14 protein-coding genes and 1 tRNA gene are annotated in these 18,980 nt (G+C 61.7%); all 15 read left to right on the top strand.

Annotation, left to right across the window (positions count from 1 at the left end):
• The coding region (locus AC1Q7Q_RS40065; RefSeq protein ID WP_156545601.1) for an EF-Tu C-terminal domain-related protein at positions 1-79 on the top strand (79 nt) is incomplete at its 5' end.
• An 84-nt stretch (positions 80-163) separates the two neighbouring features.
• Positions 164-239, top strand: a tRNA-Trp gene (locus tag AC1Q7Q_RS40060).
• Between the two features lie 61 nt (positions 240-300).
• Positions 301-681, top strand: coding sequence for a preprotein translocase subunit SecE (gene secE / locus AC1Q7Q_RS40055; RefSeq protein ID WP_006162342.1), 381 nt, complete (start codon positions 301-303; stop codon positions 679-681).
• Positions 682-691: 10 nt separating this feature from the next.
• On the top strand, positions 692-1,273 hold the full coding sequence (gene nusG, locus AC1Q7Q_RS40050; RefSeq protein WP_006162340.1) for a transcription termination/antitermination protein NusG: 582 nt from the start codon (positions 692-694) through the stop codon (positions 1,271-1,273).
• A gap of 198 nt (positions 1,274-1,471) precedes the next feature.
• The gene (gene rplK, locus AC1Q7Q_RS40045) at positions 1,472-1,903 is read left to right on the top strand and encodes a 50S ribosomal protein L11 (RefSeq protein ID WP_006162338.1); all 432 of its coding nucleotides are present in this window, start codon (positions 1,472-1,474) and stop codon (positions 1,901-1,903) included.
• Positions 1,904-2,599: a 50S ribosomal protein L1 gene (gene rplA / locus AC1Q7Q_RS40040; RefSeq protein WP_006162337.1), complete on the top strand. Its 696-nt coding sequence runs from the start codon at positions 1,904-1,906 to the stop codon at positions 2,597-2,599. It abuts the gene before it with no gap.
• A gap of 431 nt (positions 2,600-3,030) precedes the next feature.
• Complete coding sequence (rplJ, locus tag AC1Q7Q_RS40035) at positions 3,031-3,579, top strand: 50S ribosomal protein L10 (RefSeq protein ID WP_017224513.1); 549 nt, start codon at positions 3,031-3,033, stop codon at positions 3,577-3,579.
• A 77-nt stretch (positions 3,580-3,656) separates the two neighbouring features.
• Positions 3,657-4,028, top strand: coding sequence for a 50S ribosomal protein L7/L12 (rplL, locus tag AC1Q7Q_RS40030; RefSeq protein ID WP_006162333.1), 372 nt, complete (start codon positions 3,657-3,659; stop codon positions 4,026-4,028).
• Between the two features lie 411 nt (positions 4,029-4,439).
• Positions 4,440-8,546, top strand: a complete 4,107-nt coding sequence (gene rpoB / locus AC1Q7Q_RS40025; RefSeq protein WP_043350384.1) for a DNA-directed RNA polymerase subunit beta — start codon at positions 4,440-4,442, stop codon at positions 8,544-8,546.
• A 133-nt stretch (positions 8,547-8,679) separates the two neighbouring features.
• A complete protein-coding gene (gene rpoC, locus AC1Q7Q_RS40020) occupies positions 8,680-12,924 on the top strand; it encodes a DNA-directed RNA polymerase subunit beta' (protein WP_043350381.1) in 4,245 nt (1,414 codons plus the stop codon).
• Between the two features lie 284 nt (positions 12,925-13,208).
• A complete protein-coding gene (gene recQ / locus AC1Q7Q_RS40015) occupies positions 13,209-15,074 on the top strand; it encodes a DNA helicase RecQ (protein ID WP_492376384.1) in 1,866 nt (621 codons plus the stop codon).
• 355 nt (positions 15,075-15,429) lie between these two features.
• Positions 15,430-15,807, top strand: coding sequence for a 30S ribosomal protein S12 (gene rpsL, locus AC1Q7Q_RS40010; RefSeq protein ID WP_006162330.1), 378 nt, complete (start codon positions 15,430-15,432; stop codon positions 15,805-15,807).
• Positions 15,808-16,033: 226 nt separating this feature from the next.
• Complete coding sequence (gene rpsG, locus AC1Q7Q_RS40005) at positions 16,034-16,504, top strand: 30S ribosomal protein S7 (protein WP_035876146.1); 471 nt, start codon at positions 16,034-16,036, stop codon at positions 16,502-16,504.
• Positions 16,505-16,623: 119 nt separating this feature from the next.
• Positions 16,624-18,726, top strand: a complete 2,103-nt coding sequence (fusA, locus tag AC1Q7Q_RS40000; protein WP_492376383.1) for an elongation factor G — start codon at positions 16,624-16,626, stop codon at positions 18,724-18,726.
• A gap of 78 nt (positions 18,727-18,804) precedes the next feature.
• Positions 18,805-18,980, top strand: a 176-nt coding sequence (locus AC1Q7Q_RS39995) for a GTP-binding protein (RefSeq protein ID WP_492376385.1), incomplete at its 3' end; no start/stop codon positions are given.

Here is an 18,980-nt window from a genome sequence, read left to right as displayed (position 1 = left end):
GGAAGAAGGCCTGCGTTTCGCCATCCGTGAAGGCGGTCGTACCGTCGGCGCCGGCGTCGTGGCAAAGATCCTCGACTGATAAGGTCGAACAGCGAATACGGCACCAACCGGCCGTATTCGTTGCCAGAGGGGTTGGCCTAATCGCCGACCCCACAGTTGTTTTAGGGGTATAGCTCAACTGGCAGAGCGTCGGTCTCCAAAACCGAAGGTTGGGGGTTCGATTCCCTCTGCCCCTGCCAATTCAATCAGCCGCGTCGCGATAGAGAGTATCGTGACGCGGCTTAGTCTCGTTTGCGAAACATGGCCAATCCCAACGTCGAAACCGTCAACGCCGCCAGTGGTAAGTGGTTGCTTGGCGCCGCGGTGCTACTGGTGGTTGCCGGCGTCATCGGTTTCTATGCCCTGGCACAGCAACCGTCCTACGTGCGTGGCGCTGCGCTGTTCGGCGGCATTGCGCTGGGCGTGGTGGTCGCGCTGGTATCGGCGCCAGGCAAGGACTTCATCGGTTTCTCCAAGGAATCGTATCGCGAAGTCCGTAAGGTCGTTTGGCCCACCCGCAAGGAAGCCGGGCAGATGACGGGCCTGGTGTTTGTCTTTGTCGTGATCATGGCCGTGTTCCTGTGGTCTGCGGACAAGCTCATCGAGTGGGTCATCTTTTCGCTCGTGCTGGGCTGGAAATGAAGGATAGAACATGACGGATAACGCACAACAGGAAGTCCCCGCAGCTGAATCGCCTTCGTCGAAGAAGCGCTGGTATGTGGTGCACGCCTATTCCGGCATGGAAAAGAGTGTGCAGCGCGCGCTGCAGGAGCGCATTGAGCGCGCCGAAATGCAGGATAAGTTTGGCCGCATCCTGGTCCCGTCCGAAGAAGTCGTTGAAATCAAGGGTGGGCAGAAGTCTGTCACCGAACGTCGCTTCTTCCCGGGGTACGTGCTGGTCGAGATGGAAATGACCGACGAGACCTGGCACCTGGTGAAGAACACCAGCAAGGTCACTGGCTTCGTCGGCGGTGCGCGCAATCGCCCGAGCCCGATTTCCCAGAAGGAAGTCGACAAGATCATGACCCAGATGCAGGAAGGGGTCGAGAAGCCGCGTCCCAAGACGCTCTTCGAAGTGGGCGAAATGGTTCGCGTCAAGGACGGTCCTTTCACCGACTTCAACGGCAACGTCGAGGAAGTGAACTACGAGAAATCGCGCTTGCGCGTCTCGGTCACCATCTTCGGGCGCGCCACTCCGGTCGAGCTCGAGTTCGGCCAGGTCGAGAAGGTCTAAGTGGTTTAAGCGGTTCAGGTTTTCGCGTTTTATGCTGGTCGCAAGGCCAGCGAAAAATGCAGCGGCCAGTCTCGAAAGGGGCTGGCCACAAGAGGAGCGTGAGGCTGGCTGGGGTGGATGAACCATCCCTGCAGCGATAGCGCGCTACGACTCAACAGGATCGCATTCCGTCAGGAAGCGGTCCGGATTGGAGTAAATATGGCCAAGAAGATCATTGGCTTTATCAAGCTGCAAATTCCGGCTGGTAAGGCAAATCCCTCCCCGCCCGTGGGCCCCGCACTGGGTCAACGCGGTCTGAACATCATGGAGTTCTGCAAGGCGTTCAACGCGCAGACCCAAGGCATGGAACCCGGCCTGCCGGTGCCGGTGGTGATTACCGCCTTCGCCGACAAGAGCTTCACCTTCGTGATGAAGTCGCCCCCGGCGACCGTTCTGATCAAGAAGGCAGCTGGCCTGACCAAGGGTTCGGCCAAGCCGCACACCGACAAGGTTGGCAAGATCACGCGTGCCCAGGCTGAAGAAATCGCCAAGGCAAAGAACGCTGACCTGACCGCTGCCGATCTGGACGCTGCTGTCCGTACGATCGCCGGTTCGGCTCGCTCGATGGGCATCACCGTGGAGGGTCTGTAAATGGCTAAGGTTTCCAAGCGCACCGCCGCGAACAAGGCGAAGATCGAGCGCACCAAGTTCTACCCGATCGACGAGGCCTTGGGCCTGGTGAAGGGTTGCGCATCGGCCAAGTTCGACGAATCCATCGACGTTGCCGTGCAACTCGGCATCGATGCGAAGAAGTCGGACCAGGTGGTTCGTGGCTCCGTCGTGCTGCCTGCCGGTACCGGCAAGTCGGTTCGCGTGGCTGTGTTCGCCCAAGGCGAAAAGGCTGAAGCCGCGAAGGCAGCTGGCGCCGAAATCGTCGGTATGGAAGACCTGGCTGAACAAGTCAAGGCCGGCAACCTGAACTTCGACGTCGTGATCGCTTCGCCGGACACGATGCGTATCGTTGGTACGCTGGGCCAGATCCTGGGCCCGCGCGGCCTGATGCCGAACCCGAAGGTCGGTACGGTTACCCCCGACGTCGCCCAGGCTGTGAAGAACGCCAAGGCCGGTCAGGTGCAATACCGTGTCGACAAGGCCGGTATCATCCACGCCACCATTGGCCGCCGTTCGTTCCAGGACGCCGATCTGAAGCGCAACCTGAGCGCGCTGATCGAAGCCCTGGTGAAGTCGAAGCCGGCTACCAGCAAGGGCGTGTACCTGCGCAAGATCGCTGTTTCGTCCACCATGGGCGTTGGCGTTCGCGTGGAACAGGCTTCGCTGTCGGCCTAAGGCTGGCGGCAACCGCAGGGTGGACCCGATAACGTCGCCCAGCGTAAAGAATTGAGGATCCTGGCCCAGGCCGGGATCGTCTCCCGAGTCAGGCGGTGCCCGATAGGACACCGCAGGATGGAGGAGCAAGGCTTTGGGCAGTGGTGCCCGCCGGCGCGCAAGCGCGGAGCAGGCACCGCTGGTTATCAAAGACCGCTGGTGGCGGGTGCGGCCGTAGGTTGGCTGCCTCGCCTTAATCGGACGGAACGTACGCAGCGTGGCTTCGGCCTGCCGCGACGCCTCCCGGCCCACCAGCGCAGATGGCGCACCCGAGGGATTGAAGAATCCGGGCAATGACCCGGGTGATTCGGGCCAAATCGGACGCCGTTCGTTTGGACTGATGTGCGTGCCTCGGACGATCCGGGGGACAAGCATCGTTTTGGAGCTTAACCGTGCCACTTAATATTGAAGATAAGAAGGCCGTCGTTGCTGAGGTTTCGGCGCAAGTCGCTAAAGCCCAGACCATCGTCGTAGCCGAATATCGCGGCATTGCGGTTGGCGATCTGACCAAGCTGCGCGCCAAGGCCCGCGAGCAAGGCGTGTACCTGCGCGTTCTGAAGAACACGCTGGCGCGCCGCGCCGTGGAAGGCACGCCGTTTGCCGGCCTCGCAGAGCAAATGACCGGTCCGCTGATCTACGGTATTTCCGAAGATGCAGTGTCGTCGGCCAAGGTTCTGAACGACTTTGCCAAGACCAACGACAAGTTGGTTCTGCGCGCAGCGTCGTATGACGGCAATGTGCTCGATGCTGCTGCCGTCAAGGCACTGGCCTCGATCCCGAGCCGTGACGAACTGATTGCTCAGCTGCTTGGCGTGATGCAGGCACCGGTGTCGGGCTTCGCCCGTCTGCTGGCTGCACTGGCCGCCAAGAAGAGCGAAGGCGCCCCTGCCGAAGGCGAAGGCGCTGCTGCCGCCGCCGAGAGCGAAGGCGCAGCTGCTTAAGGCGTAAGCCTTTTCGCAGCCTGGCTCATCAAGATCGCATTACCGATACCGAATCACATTTAGCAGGAGTATTCCAAATGGCAATCAGCAAAGACGACATCCTCGAAGCCGTAGGCTCGATGTCCGTGATGGAACTGAACGACCTGGTCAAGGCGTTCGAAGAAAAGTTTGGCGTGTCCGCCGCTTCGATGGCCGTGGCTGCTGCCCCGGGCGCAGGCGCTGCTGCCGCTGAAGAGCAAACCGAGTTCAACGTTATCCTGTCGGAAATCGGCGCAAACAAGGTTGGCGTGATTAAGGCTGTTCGCGAAATCACCGGCCTGGGCCTGAAGGAAGCCAAGGATCTGGTTGACGGCGCACCGAAGGCTGTCAAGGAAGGCGTGGACAAGGCTGCTGCAGCCGACGCCAAGAAGAAGCTGGAAGACGCCGGCGCAAAGGTCGAAGTCAAGTAAGCTGTACTCGCGTGCCTTTTGGCACGCGAATGGGGCTGGCAAAGGGAGATTCCCGGCGCCAGCCTTTTTGCGCTTCTGCGATGTGTGTTTTACTGTGCACTCGGAAGCGTGAACAAATGGCGCAAGCGATGCTTGAGAGCTGGGCGTATGCCTAAGCTTGAGCAGAGGCCAAACATCAGTGGCACACTAGGTGGTTGCTGATGTTTGTCTTCTGAACCGACTGCAGAAGACAAGTTTGGTCGGGTGTCCCCCGGGCCGGTATGACGCATTGCGTCGTTTCTGCCGGCTCGCAGCGTGCGGACACCGTCAGCCAGAGGTTGGTAGCGGCCAACCGCCAAATCCCCTCCCAGTCGCTGAACACCTCAGGTGCTGCGCCAGGTCCAGCCAGCCCTGCGATGATTCGGAGATCCCATGGCGTACAGCTTCACCGAAAAGAAGCGCATTCGCAAAAGTTTTGCGAAGCGCGCGACGGTTCATCAGGTTCCTTTCCTGCTTGCCACCCAGATTGAATCCTACGCTCAGTTTCTGCAAGAGGGTGCGCCACCCTCACGTCGCAAAACCGAGGGCCTGCAAGCGGCTTTCAGTGCAATCTTCCCGATTGTGTCGCACAACGGGCTCGCCCGTATGGAGTTCGTCTCCTACCACCTCTCCAACCCGCCGTTCGACGTCAAGGAATGTCAACAGCGTGGCCTGACCTTCCACTCGGCTCTGCGTGCCAAGGTACGCCTGATCATCAACGATCGGGAAAATCCGGGCAAGGTCAAGGAAGTCAAGGAACAGGAAGTCTACATGGGCGAAATTCCGCTCATGACGTCGACCGGCTCCTTCGTCATCAACGGTACCGAGCGTGTGATTGTTTCGCAGCTCCACCGTTCGCCTGGCGTGTTCTTCGAACACGACAAGGGCAAGACCCACAGCTCGGGCAAGCTGCTGTTCTCGGCACGGATTATTCCTTACCGCGGCTCGTGGCTCGACTTCGAGTTCGACCCGAAGGACATCCTGTACTTCCGCGTTGACCGTCGCCGCAAGATGCCGGTCACGATCCTGCTGAAGTCGATCGGCCTGACGCCTGAGCAAATCCTCGCGCACTTCTTCGTGTTTGACAATTTCACCCTGCAGTCGGAAGGCGCGCAGATGGAATTCGTGCCCGAACGTCTGCGTGGTGAAGTCGCGCGCTTCGACATCGCCGACAAGGACGGCCGTGTCGTCGTGGAGAAGGACAAGCGGATCAACGCAAAGCATATCCGCGACCTGGATTCCGCCGGTACCAAGCTGATCAGCGTGCCGGAAGACTACCTGCTCGGCCGCGTGCTGGCGAAGAACATCATCGACCCGGATACCGGTGAGGTGATTGCCAACGCTAACGACGAGCTGACTGAAACCGTGCTGGAAAATCTGCGCGAAGCCGGTGTCAAGCAGATCCAGACCCTGTACACCAACGATCTGGACCAAGGTCCGTACATGTCGCAGACGCTGCGCGTGGACGACACCGCCGACCAGACCGCTGCGCGTATCGCGATCTACCGCATGATGCGTCCCGGCGAGCCGCCGACTGAAGACGCGGTGGAGGCACTGTTCCAGCGCCTGTTCTACAGCGAAGAGTCGTACGACCTGTCGCGCGTTGGCCGCATGAAGGTCAACAGCCGCCTGGGCCGCCCGAGCGGTGAAGGCAGCATGGTGCTGCAGGACGAGGACATCCTCGAGACCATCAAGATCCTGGTCAACCTGCGCAACGGCAAGGGTGAGGTCGATGACATCGATCACCTGGGCAATCGTCGCGTTCGCTGCGTTGGCGAACTGGCCGAAAACCAGTTCCGTGCCGGCTTGTCGCGCGTCGAGCGCGCCGTGAAGGAACGTCTGGGCCAGGCCGAGACCGAAAACCTGATGCCGCATGACCTGATCAACTCGAAGCCGATTTCGTCGGCCATCCGCGAGTTCTTCGGTTCGTCGCAGCTGTCGCAGTTCATGGACCAGACCAACCCGCTGTCCGAGATCACGCACAAGCGTCGTGTCTCCGCACTGGGCCCGGGCGGTTTGACCCGTGAGCGCGCAGGCTTTGAAGTGCGCGACGTGCACCCGACCCACTACGGCCGCGTGTGCCCGATCGAAACGCCGGAAGGCCCGAACATTGGCCTGATCAACTCGCTGGCACTGTATGCACGCCTGAACGAGTACGGCTTCCTGGAAACGCCGTACCGCAAGGTGGTCGACAGCAAGCTGACCGACCAGGTCGACTACCTGTCCGCCATTGAAGAAGGCAAGTACGTGGTGGCGCAGGCCAACGCGACGGTTGACGCCGACGGTACCCTGATCGACGAACTGGTGTCGTCGCGTGAAGGTAGCGAGCGGGAAACCCGTATGGTCACGCCGGACCGCGTCCAGTACATCGACGTGGCGCCTTCGCAGATCGTCTCGGCCGCGGCATCGCTGGTGCCGTTCCTCGAGCACGATGATGCGAACCGTGCACTGATGGGCGCCAACATGCAGCGTCAGGCCGTGCCTTGCCTGCGTCCGGACAAGCCGCTGGTGGGTACCGGCATCGAGCGTACCGTTGCGGTCGACTCGGGTACTGCCGTCCAGGCAACCCGTGGCGGCGTGGTGGACTACGTCGACGCCATGCGTATCGTGATTCGCGTGAACGATGAGGAAGCTGTCGCCGGTGAAGTCGGCGTCGACATCTACAACCTGATCAAGTACACCCGCTCGAACCAGAACACCAACATCAACCAGCGTCCGATGGTCAAGGTTGGGGATTTCGTCGCCCGTGGCGACGTGATCGCCGACGGCGCATCGACCGACCTGGGCGAGCTCGCGCTCGGCCAGAACATGCTGGTGGCGTTCATGCCGTGGAACGGCTACAACTTCGAAGATTCGATCCTGATCTCCGAACGTGTGGTTGCCGAAGACCGCTACACCTCGATCCACATCGAGGAACTGTCGGTCGTCGCGCGTGACACCAAGCTGGGACCGGAAGAAATCACCCGCGACATTTCCAACCTCGCCGAAGCGCAGCTCGCGCGTCTGGACGAGTCCGGCATCACCTACATCGGTGCCGAAGTGGAAGCCGGTGATGTGCTGGTCGGCAAGGTCACGCCCAAGGGCGAGACCCAGCTGACCCCGGAAGAAAAGCTGCTGCGCGCGATCTTCGGTGAGAAGGCTTCGGACGTGAAGGACACCTCGCTGCGCGTCCCCTCGGGGATGAGCGGTATCGTGATCGACGTTCAGGTCTTTACCCGCGAAGGCGTGACCCGCGACAAGCGTGCCCAGTCCATCATCGACGATGAACTCAAGCGCTACCGCCTGGACCTGAACGACCAGCTGCGTATCGTGGAAGGCGATGCCTTCCAGCGTCTGGAACGCCTGCTGCTCGACAAGACCGTCAATGGCGGTCCGAAGAAGCTGTCCAAGGGCGCCAAGCTGACCCGCGAGTACCTGGCCGATCTGGACAAGTACCACTGGTTCGACATCCGCCCGGCCGACGAAGAAGTGGCTGCCCAGCTGGAAGCCGTCAAGGAAGCCATCGAGCAGAAGCGTCACGAGTTCGACCTGGCCTTTGAAGAAAAGCGCAAGAAGCTCACGCAAGGCGACGAACTGCCGCCGGGCGTGATCAAGATGGTCAAGGTGTACCTGGCGGTCAAGCGCCGCCTGCAGCCTGGCGACAAGATGGCAGGCCGTCACGGCAACAAGGGTGTTGTGTCCAAGATCGTCCCAATCGAAGACATGCCCTACATGGCCGACGGCACGCCCGCCGACATCGTGCTGAACCCGCTCGGCGTGCCGTCGCGGATGAACGTGGGCCAGATTCTGGAAACCCACCTGGGCTGGGCCGCGCGCGGCCTGGGCCAGCGTATCGGCTCCATGCTCAAGGCACAGGCGAAGGCGCAGGAACTGCGTCCGCTGCTTGCCCAGATCTACAACGAGAGCGGCAAGCCGGAAGACCTCGACAGCCTGTCGGACGCTGAAGTGCTGGAACTGGCGACCAACCTGAAGAAGGGTGTCCCGTTCGCCACGCCGGTGTTCGACGGTGCGCATGAAGACGAGATCCGCCGCATGCTGGACCTGGCGTACCCGGAAGAGATCGCCCGCGACATGGGCCTGACCGCCTCCAAGCAACAGGTCACGCTGCACGACGGCCGCACCGGCGAAGCGTTCGAGCGTCCGGTTACGCTGGGCGTGATGCACATGCTGAAGCTGCACCACTTGGTCGACGACAAGATGCACGCGCGTTCGACCGGCCCGTACTCGCTGGTGACCCAGCAGCCGCTGGGTGGTAAGGCGCAGTTCGGTGGCCAGCGTTTCGGTGAAATGGAAGTGTGGGCGCTGGAAGCATATGGCGCCTCCTACGTGCTGCAGGAAATGCTGACGGTCAAGTCCGATGACGTGAACGGCCGGACCAAGGTCTACGAGAACATCGTCAAGGGCGAGCACTCGATCGATGCCGGCATGCCGGAATCGTTCAACGTGCTGGTGAAGGAAATCCGTTCGCTGGGTATCGACATCGACCTCGATCGCTATTGATTTGGATCGAGAGTGCGCGGTAGGCCGGCCGTGAATGGCCCGCCTACCGCCGAATGCCCGCTACGGTTTTCCCACAGGATGAATGCCGCGGGCCCGACATGCTGTCGGGCTGGCGGCGAAACAAGGAGTTGCAATGAAAGCATTGCTCGATCTCTTTAAGCAGGTTCAGCAGGAAGAGCAGTTCGACGCGATCAAGATCGGCCTGGCATCGCCAGAGAAGATCCGTTCGTGGTCGTACGGTGAAGTGAAGAAGCCGGAAACCATCAACTATCGGACGTTCAAGCCCGAGCGCGATGGTCTGTTCTGCGCCAAGATCTTTGGCCCGATCAAGGACTACGAGTGCCTGTGCGGCAAGTACAAGCGCCTGAAGCATCGTGGCGTGATCTGCGAGAAGTGCGGCGTTGAAGTGACGCTGGCCAAGGTGCGCCGCGAGCGCATGGGCCACATCGAACTGGCTGCGCCGACCGCGCACATCTGGTTCCTGAAGTCGCTGCCGTCGCGTCTGGGCATGGTGCTCGACATGACGCTGCGCGATATCGAACGCGTCCTGTACTTCGAAGCATTCGTGGTGCTCGAACCCGGCATGACCCCGCTCAAGAAGAGCCAGATCATGTCCGAGGACGACTACATCGCCAAGTGCGAAGAGTATGGCGAAGGCGAATTCGTGGCCATGATGGGTGCCGAAGGCATCCGTGAATTGCTGCGCGGCATCGACATCGAAAAGCAGATCGAAACGATCCGCGCCGAGTTGCAGACCACCGGCTCCGAAGCCAAGATCAAGAAGTTCGCCAAGCGCCTGAAGGTGCTCGAGGCGTTCCAGCGTTCGGGCATCAAGCCGGAATGGATGATCCTGGAAGTGCTGCCGGTGCTGCCGCCCGAACTGCGTCCGCTGGTTCCGCTGGATGGTGGCCGTTTCGCCACTTCGGACCTGAACGACCTGTATCGCCGCGTCATCAACCGTAACAACCGCCTGAAGCGCCTGCTCGAACTGAAGGCGCCTGAAATCATCGTGCGCAACGAAAAGCGCATGCTGCAGGAAGCGGTTGACTCGCTGCTGGACAACGGTCGTCGCGGCAAGGCCATGACGGGCGCCAACAAGCGTCCGCTGAAGTCGCTGGCCGAAATGATCAAGGGCAAGGGCGGCCGTTTCCGTCAGAACTTGCTGGGCAAGCGCGTCGACTACTCCGGCCGTTCGGTCATTGTGGTGGGCCCGACCCTGAAGCTGCATCAGTGCGGCCTGCCCAAGCTGATGGCGCTCGAGCTGTTCAAGCCTTTCATTTTCCACAAGCTGGAAACGATGGGCATCGCCACCACCATCAAGGCGGCGAAGAAGGAAGTGGAAAGCCAGACCGCGGTGGTGTGGGACATCCTCGAAGAGGTGATCCGCGAGCATCCGGTCATGCTGAACCGCGCGCCGACGCTGCACCGCCTGGGTATCCAGGCGTTCGAGCCGGTGCTGATCGAAGGCAAGGCCATCCAGCTGCACCCGCTGGTCTGCGCGGCGTTCAACGCCGACTTCGACGGTGACCAGATGGCTGTTCACGTCCCGCTGTCGCTGGAAGCGCAGATGGAAGCCCGCACGCTGATGCTGGCCTCCAACAACGTGCTGTTCCCGGCCAACGGCGATCCGTCGATCGTCCCGTCGCAAGACGTGGTGCTGGGTCTGTACTACACGACCCGCGACAAGATCAACGGCAAGGGCGAAGGCCTGACGTTCGCTGACATCAGCGAAGTGATCCGCGCCTACGAGAACAAGGAAGTCGAACTGGCTTCGCGCGTGAACGTGCGTATCACCGAGTATGAACTGGTCGACAAGGATGCAGTGGGCGACGCCCGCTTCGCGCCCAAGATCACGCTGCAGGCCACCACGGTCGGCCGCGCGATCATGTCCGAGATCCTGCCGAAGGGCCTGCCTTTCTCGGTGCTGAACAAGCCGCTGAAGAAGAAGGAAATCTCGCGCCTGATCAACACCGCGTTCCGTAAGTGCGGCCTGCGCGAGACCGTGATCTTCGCTGACAAGCTGCTGCAGTCGGGCTTCCGCCTGGCAACGCGCGCTGGTATCTCGATCGCCATCGACGACATGCTGGTGCCGCCGCAAAAGGAAAAGATCATTTCCGACGCGGCTGCCAAGGTGAAGGAATACGACAAGCAGTACATGTCGGGCCTGGTGACCGACCAGGAACGCTACAACAACGTCGTGGACATCTGGGGTGCTGCCGGCGACCAGGTGGGCAAGGCGATGATGGAGCAGCTCCAGCACGAAGACGTGGTCGACCGTCACGGCAACACCGTGAAGCAAGACTCCTTCAACTCGATTTACATGATGGCCGACTCGGGCGCGCGCGGTTCCGCTGCGCAGATCCGTCAGCTGGCTGGCATGCGTGGCCTGATGGCCAAGCCGGATGGCTCGATCATTGAAACGCCGATTACGGCGAACTTCCGTGAAGGCCTGAACGTTCTGCAGTACTTCATCTCCACCCACGGCGCGCGTAAGGGCCTGGCGGATACGGCACTGAAGACCGCGAACTCGGGTTACCTGACCCGTCGTCTGGTCGACGTGACGCAGGATCTGGTGGTGGTGGAAGACGATTGCGGCACGACCAACGGCGTGGCCATGAAGGCCCTGGTCGAAGGCGGTGAAGTGATCGAAGCCCTGCGCGACCGGATTCTCGGCCGTGTGACGGTGTCCGACGTGGTGAACCCTGAGACCCAGGAAACCGCGATCGAGGCCGGCACCCTGCTGGACGAAGACCTGGTCGACATGATCGACGCCATCGGCGTGGACGAAGTGAAGGTGCGCACGCCGCTGTCGTGCGACACGCGCTACGGCCTGTGCGGCATGTGCTATGGCCGCGACCTCGGCCGCGGCGTGCTGGTGAACTCCGGCGAAGCGGTTGGCGTGATCGCCGCTCAGTCGATTGGCGAGCCGGGCACCCAGCTGACCATGCGTACGTTCCACATCGGCGGCGCGGCATCGCGTTCGGCCGTGGCATCGAGCGTGGAAGCGAAGGCAACCGGTACCGTGCGTTTCACGGCGACCATGCGTTACGTCACCAATGCGAAGGGCGAGCTGATCGTCATCTCGCGTTCGGGCGAAGCGCTGATCACCGACGACCACGGCCGCGAGCGCGAGCGCCACAAGATCCCGTACGGCGCCACGCTGCTGGTGCAGGACGGCCAGGCCATCAAGGCTGGCACGCAGCTGGCCACGTGGGACGCGCTGACGCGCCCGATCGTGTCGGAGTACACCGGCACGACCAAGTTCGAGAACGTCGAAGAGGGCGTGACCGTCGCCAAGCAGATGGACGAGGTCACCGGCCTGTCGACCCTCGTGGTGATTGATGCCAAGCGCCGTACGGCTGCCACCAAGGGCCTGCGCCCGCAGGTGAAGCTGCTCGACGCCAACGGCCAGGAAGTGAAGATCCCGGGCACGGACCACTCCGTGACCATCGGCTTCCAGGTCGGCGCGCTGATCACCGTGAAGGACGGCCAGCAGGTGCATGTGGGCGAAGTGCTTGCACGTATCCCGACCGAATCGCAAAAGACCCGCGACATTACCGGGGGTCTGCCGCGTGTGGCCGAGCTGTTCGAAGCGCGTTCGCCGAAGGATGCCGCCGTGCTGGCGGAAGTCACCGGCACCACGTCGTTCGGCAAGGACACCAAGGGCAAGCAACGCCTGGTGATTACGGACCTGGACGGCAACGCCCATGAGTTCCTGATCACCAAGGAAAAGCAAGTCCTGGTGCACGATGGCCAGGTGGTGAACAAGGGCGAAATGATCGTGGAAGGTCCGGCGGACCCGCACGACATCCTGCGCCTGAAGGGCATCGAGGAGCTGGCGCACTACATCGTCGACGAAGTGCAGGATGTGTACCGTCTGCAGGGCGTGAAGATCAACGACAAGCACATCGAAGTGATCGTGCGCCAGATGCTGCGCCGCGTGCAGATCGCGGATGTGGGCGACACCAAGTTCATCCCGGGTGAACAGGTGGAGCGTTCGGAACTGCTCGACGAGAACGATCGCGTGATCGCCGAAGGCAAGCGTCCGGCCACGTACGAAAACCTGCTGCTCGGTATCACCAAGGCGTCGCTGTCCACCGACAGCTTCATCTCGGCGGCATCGTTCCAGGAAACCACCCGCGTGCTGACGGAAGCCGCGATCATGGGCAAGACCGACGACCTGCGTGGTCTGAAGGAAAACGTGATCGTTGGCCGACTGATCCCCGCTGGTACGGGTCTGGCCTACCACCGTGCCCGCAAGGCGCGCGAGGCGGCCGAGCGCGAACGTGCCCAGGCGATCTCCGACGAAGAGCAGTCGCTCTTCATCGAGCCGCCTGTGGTGCCGGCGACGACCGAAGGCGAGGGCGACGCGGTCTAAGACTGCCAGCCTGAACCTGCAAGCAAGCTGCATGAAGAAGCCCGGCCCTGGTGGCCGGGTTTTTTTTGGCCTGTAGGTATATAGCCGGTTTTATTTCTTTAGGCCTCTTCGGTTATTTTTATTCGTCGTGCTTATGCTTCGCCGCAGGGGCACGGACCCGTGCTCCATGCGCCGCCAGACGAAAGAAATCCGGGAACATTCGTTACAGGCCGAAGTAGTTAGCCGCGCCCTTGGTGGTATGGTTACGCCTTTCGCGGTCCCACCCCTTTTTTTAAGCTGTTGCTATGTCGCGCGCCCTGGCGATTCTCAAGGATGTTTTTGGCTACCACGCCTTCCGCGGCCGGCAGGGGGAGATCATCGACCATGTGGCCGATGGTGGCGATTGCCTGGTCCTGATGCCGACCGGCGGCGGCAAGTCGCTGTGCTACCAGATCCCCGCGCTGCTGCGGCAGCGGGCCGGGCAGGGCACCGGCATCGTGGTGTCACCGCTGATCGCGCTGATGCAGGACCAGGTCGCGGCGCTGTCCGAGGCGGGCGTGCGCGCGGCAGTGCTGAACTCGACGCTCAGCGGGGCCGAGGCCTCCGCGGTGGAGCGCGATCTGCTAGCCGGCCGGCTGGAAATCCTTTATGTGGCACCCGAGCGGCTGATGACGCCGCGCTTCCAGGACCTGCTCCAGCGTACCCGTATCGGCGTGTTTGCCATCGACGAGGCGCACTGTGTATCGCAGTGGGGCCATGACTTCCGACCGGAATACATCCAGCTCTCGGTGCTGCACGAGCGCTTCCCGGACGTGCCGCGCATTGCCCTGACGGCCACCGCGGATTCCGTTACGCGCGAGGAAATCGTCGAGCGTCTCGCGCTGCACGACGCTCGCGTTTTCGTCTCCAGCTTCGACCGCCCCAATATCCGCTATCGCATCGTCGAGAAGGACAATGCGCGCCAGCAGTTGCTGGCCTTTATCAAGGCCGAGCATCTGGCCGCCGACGGCACGCACGACAGCGGCATCGTTTATTGCTTGTCGCGCAAGAAGGTGGAGGACACCGCCAGCTACCTCAGCGCCCAGGGCCTCAACGCGCTGGCGTACCACGCCGGTATGGATGCGGGCGTGCGCCAGCACCATCAGGCGCGTTTCCGCGAGGAAGAGGGCGTGATCATGGTGGCCACCATCGCTTTTGGCATGGGCATTGACAAGCCGGACGTGCGCTTTGTGGCGCACCTGGACTTGCCCAAGAGCATGGAGGGCTATTATCAGGAAACGGGCCGTGCCGGCCGCGACGGGCTGCCGGCCAACGCCTGGATGGCCTACGGCCTCGGCGACGTGGTTCAGCAAAAGCGCATGATCGACGAGTCCGAGGCAGACGATGCGCACAAGCGCGTCTCGTCCGCCAAGCTCGATGCCCTGCTCGGGCTGTGCGAGACGGCCGGCTGCCGCCGCGTGCGCATCCTTGGCTATTTCGATGAAGCCAGCGAGCCCTGCGGCAACTGCGACACCTGCCTGGAACCGCCCGCTACCTGGGACGGCACGCGTGAAGCGCAGATGGCGCTGTCCTGCGTCTACCGCACGGCACAGGCCAGCCGTGTTCATTTCGGCGCAACCCATATGGTCGATGTGCTGCGCGGCAACGCGTCGGAAAAAATCCGTCAATGGGGCCACGACAAGGTCTCCACGTTTGGCATCGGCGCGGACCGTTCGGTCTCCGAGTGGCACGCCATTTTCCGCCAGTTGATCGCTCACGGCCTGCTGGTGATCGACCATGGCGGTCACGGCGCCCTGCTGCTGGGCGACGCTGCCCGCGCGGTGCTCAAGGGCGAGACGTCGATCACCCTGCGCCGCCAGGTCAGCAAGCCAGCCAAGAGCGGCGAGCGTGGCGCGCGCGGCTCCGCCGGCACGCGCACCGACCATACCGCCGGCATGGACACCGAGGCATTGGCCAACTGGGAAGCGCTGCGCAAGTGGCGCACCGAGACGGCACGCGAGCACGGTGTGCCCGCCTATGTGATCTTCCATGACGCCACGCTGGCCGAACTGGCGCGCAGCGCGCCGGATTCGTTGACGGCAATGGCTGAAGTCCCCGGCATCGGCGCCGCCAAGCTGGAGCGCTACGGTGATGCCATCCTGGAAGCGCTGGGCGCCGTGGAGGACTTTTGAGGCCCTGCCCGGGCCTAAGCCGAGCAGCACGCTTCTGTCAGAAGCTGCTTGACGGTTTACGTAGTCGCTGCTAGCATGTCAGATTCGAGTTTTTGGCTTTGGATTTCGCTCGCCTGTCGTAATTGTGGCCCTCGGTTCGCAATCGGCAAGCCTGCCAGGGGATCGTGTGATGCTCTGGTGGTGTGGTCGCAGCGGGATCCCAGGCGAGCTCGCGCTCTTTGGCCAGTCTGTTCCTCCACAGGTCCGTCTCAAGAGCGCTCGCTCACTTTTCCCGCCCAAAACCCGTCGTTGCCTCTTCGGCCCATTGCTTGTGGCCCCAGGGGTGTTTTTCCGTAAAACCAAGCTGGATTGAACAATGCCAACTATCAACCAACTGGTTCGCAAGCCGCGTGTCTCTGAAGTCGTCAAGAGCAAGAGCCCGGCGCTTGAGAACTGCCCCCAGCGTCGCGGCGTGTGCACCCGTGTGTACACCACGACGCCGAAGAAGCCGAACTCGGCACTGCGTAAGGTCGCCAAGGTGCGCCTGACCAACGGTTTCGAGGTCATCTCGTACATCGGCGGTGAAGGCCACAACCTGCAAGAACACTCGGTCGTGCTGATCCGCGGCGGCCGTGTGAAGGACTTGCCGGGTGTGCGTTACCACATCGTCCGTGGCTCGCTGGACTTGCAAGGCGTGAAGGATCGTCGCCAGGCACGTTCGAAGTACGGCGCGAAGCGTCCGAAGGCTGCTTAAGGCTAACGCCAGGCAAGCTGGGCACAAAGCCCGAAGCAACAAACGATGGCCTGTGGCGGTTGCGTCATGGTGCTGTCACCAGGCGGCGGTACAACGGAGCGTTTATGCGCCGTGCCGTCGAGTAAGTGGTCACCCGGCGAATTTGCCTCGATGGAAGGCAAGCTAGTTGGTGGCCGGAGAGCGGGAAATCATTGCCGCGCTCTCAACTGAATCTAAAGGAAAGAAGATGCCACGTCGTCGTGAAGTCCCCAAGCGGGATATCCTGCCCGATCCGAAGTTCGGTAACGTTGAAGTTGCCAAGTTCATGAACGTCCTGATGCTGGACGGCAAGAAGTCGGTTGCCGAACGTATCGTTTATGGCGCGTTCGACCAGATCGAAAAGAAGGCAGGCAAGGCCCCCGTTGAAGTGTTTTCCGTTGCGATCAACAACGTGAAGCCGGTGGTCGAAGTGAAGAGCCGTCGCGTGGGCGGCGCCAACTATCAGGTTCCGGTCGAAGTCCGTCCGTCGCGTCGTTTGGCATTGGCGATGCGTTGGTTGCGCGAGGCCGCGAAAAAACGCAGCGAGAAGTCGATGGCGCTGCGCCTGGCAGGTGAGTTGCTGGAAGCTGCGGAAGGCCGCGGCGGCGCGATGAAGAAGCGCGACGAAGTGCACCGCATGGCTGAAGCCAACAAGGCGTTCTCGCACTTCCGCTTCTAAAGCGCGCGAGTTATACGCCGTTGGTTGCCGGGCGGGCTGTGTTTTCACACGCTCGCCCGTTTGTGTTACGGGCGTTGGCAATGAGATGCCGGCGTCTCACGGACGAATAGAGGATTAAAGTGGCTCGTAAGACTCCCATTGAGCGCTACCGCAATATCGGTATCTCGGCTCACATTGACGCGGGTAAAACCACCACGACCGAGCGTATCCTGTTCTACACCGGTGTGAACCACAAGATCGGTGAAGTGCATGATGGCGCCGCCACGATGGACTGGATGGAGCAGGAACAGGAGCGTGGCATCACGATCACCTCCGCTGCGACCACCGCCTTCTGGAAGGGCATGGCCGGCAATTACCCGGAACACCGCATCAACATCATCGACACCCCGGGCCACGTGGACTTCACCATCGAGGTGGAGCGCTCCATGCGCGTGCTGGACGGCGCATGCATGGTCTACTGCGCAGTGGGTGGCGTGCAGCCCCAGTCGGAAACCGTTTGGCGCCAGGCTAACAAGTACGGCGTGCCGCGCTTGGCCTTCGTCAACAAGATGGACCGTACCGGCGCGAATTTCTTCAAGGTCTACGACCAGCTGAAGACCCGCCTGAAGGCTAGCCCGGTTCCCGTCGTTGTGCCCATCGGCGCCGAAGACACCTTCAAGGGTGTGGTCGACCTCATCAAGATGAAAGCGATCATCTGGGACGAGGCCAGCCAAGGCACCAAGTTCGACTACGTGGACATCCCGGCTGAACTGGCCGACTCGTGCAACGAATGGCGCGAGAAGATGGTCGAGGCAGCTGCCGAGTCGAACGAAGAGCTGATGAACAAGTATCTGGAAGAGGGCGAACTGTCCGAAGCCGAGATCATCAAGGGCCTGCGCGACCGTACCATCGCCTGCGAAATCCAGCCGATGCTGTGCGGCACCGCGTTCAAGAACAAGGGCGTGCAGCGTATGCTGGACGCCGTGATCGACTTCCTGCCGTCGCCGGTCGACATCCCGCCGGTCACCGGCGTGGACGATGACGACAAGGAAGTGTCGCGCCGTGCTGCGGACGACGAAAAGTTCTCCGCTCTGGCGTTCAAGATCATGACCGACCCGTTCGTCGGCCAGCTGATCTTCTTCCGCGTCTATTCGGGCAAGGTCAATTCGGGCGACACCATCTACAACCCGGTCAAGAGCAAGAAGGAACGCCTGGGCCGGATTCTGCAGATGCACGCCAACCAGCGCGAAGAAATCAAGGAAGTGCTGGCAGGCGACATCGCCGCCGCGGTTGGCCTGAAAGAAGCCACCACGGGCGACACGCTGTGCGATCCGGACCACATCATCATCCTGGAACGCATGGTGTTCCCGGAGCCGGTGATTTCGCAGGCTGTCGAGCCGAAGACCAAGGCTGACCAGGAAAAGATGGGCATCGCCCTGAACCGCCTGGCACAGGAAGATCCGTCGTTCCGCGTGAAGACCGACGAAGAATCCGGCCAGACCATCATTTCGGGCATGGGCGAGCTCCACCTCGAAATTCTGGTTGACCGCATGAAGCGCGAGTTCGGCGTGGAAGCCACCGTGGGCAAGCCCCAGGTTGCGTACCGCGAAACCATCCGCAAGACCTGCGACGAAGTGGAAGGCAAGTTCGTCAAGCAGTCGGGCGGCCGTGGCCAGTACGGTCACGTGGTGCTGAAGCTCGAGCCGCAAGAACCGGGCAAGGGCTACGAATTCGTCGACGCCATCAAGGGCGGCGTGGTTCCGCGCGAGTACATCCCCGCAGTGGACAAGGGCATTCAGGACACCCTGAACTCCGGCGTCCTGGCAGGCTTCCCGGTGGTCGACGTCAAGGTCACGCTGTTCTTCGGTTCGTACCACGATGTGGACTCGAACGAAAACGCGTTCAAGATGGCCGGCTCCATGGGCTTCAAGGAAGGCATGCGTCGCGCAAGCCCCGTGCTGCTCGAGCCGATGATGGCCGTGGAAGTGGAAACGCCCGAAGACTTCATGGGTAACGTGATGGGCGATCTGTCGTCGCGTCGCGGCATTATCCAGGGCATGGACGACATGGTCGGCGGTGGCAAGATCCTGCGCGCGGAAGTTCCGCTGGCAGAGATGTTCGGCTACTCGACCTCGCTGCGTTCGGCCACGCAAGGCCGTGCTACGTACACGATGGAGTTCAAGCACTACGCTGAAGCTCCGAAGAACGTAGCCGACGCCGTGATCACGGCACGTGGCAAGTAAGTAAAAAAATCCGCCGCCGCGCGTTGTGCGCGGCGGCACTATGAACACGACATACTGGTTTCGATTAGGAGCTGAAAAATGGCAAAGGAAAAGTTCTCGCGGACTAAGCCGCACGTGAACGTTGGCACGATCGGTCACGTTGACCACGGCAAGACCACCCTGACGGCAGCAATTGCCACGGTGCTGGCAGCCAAGTTTGGCGGTTCGGCCAAGAAGTACGACGAAATCGACGCAGCGCCGGAAGAAAAGGCACG

The organism is Cupriavidus sp. GW823-FHT07A04 (assembly GCF_058794615.1).
This window is presented reverse-complemented; position numbering and strand designations above follow the sequence as displayed.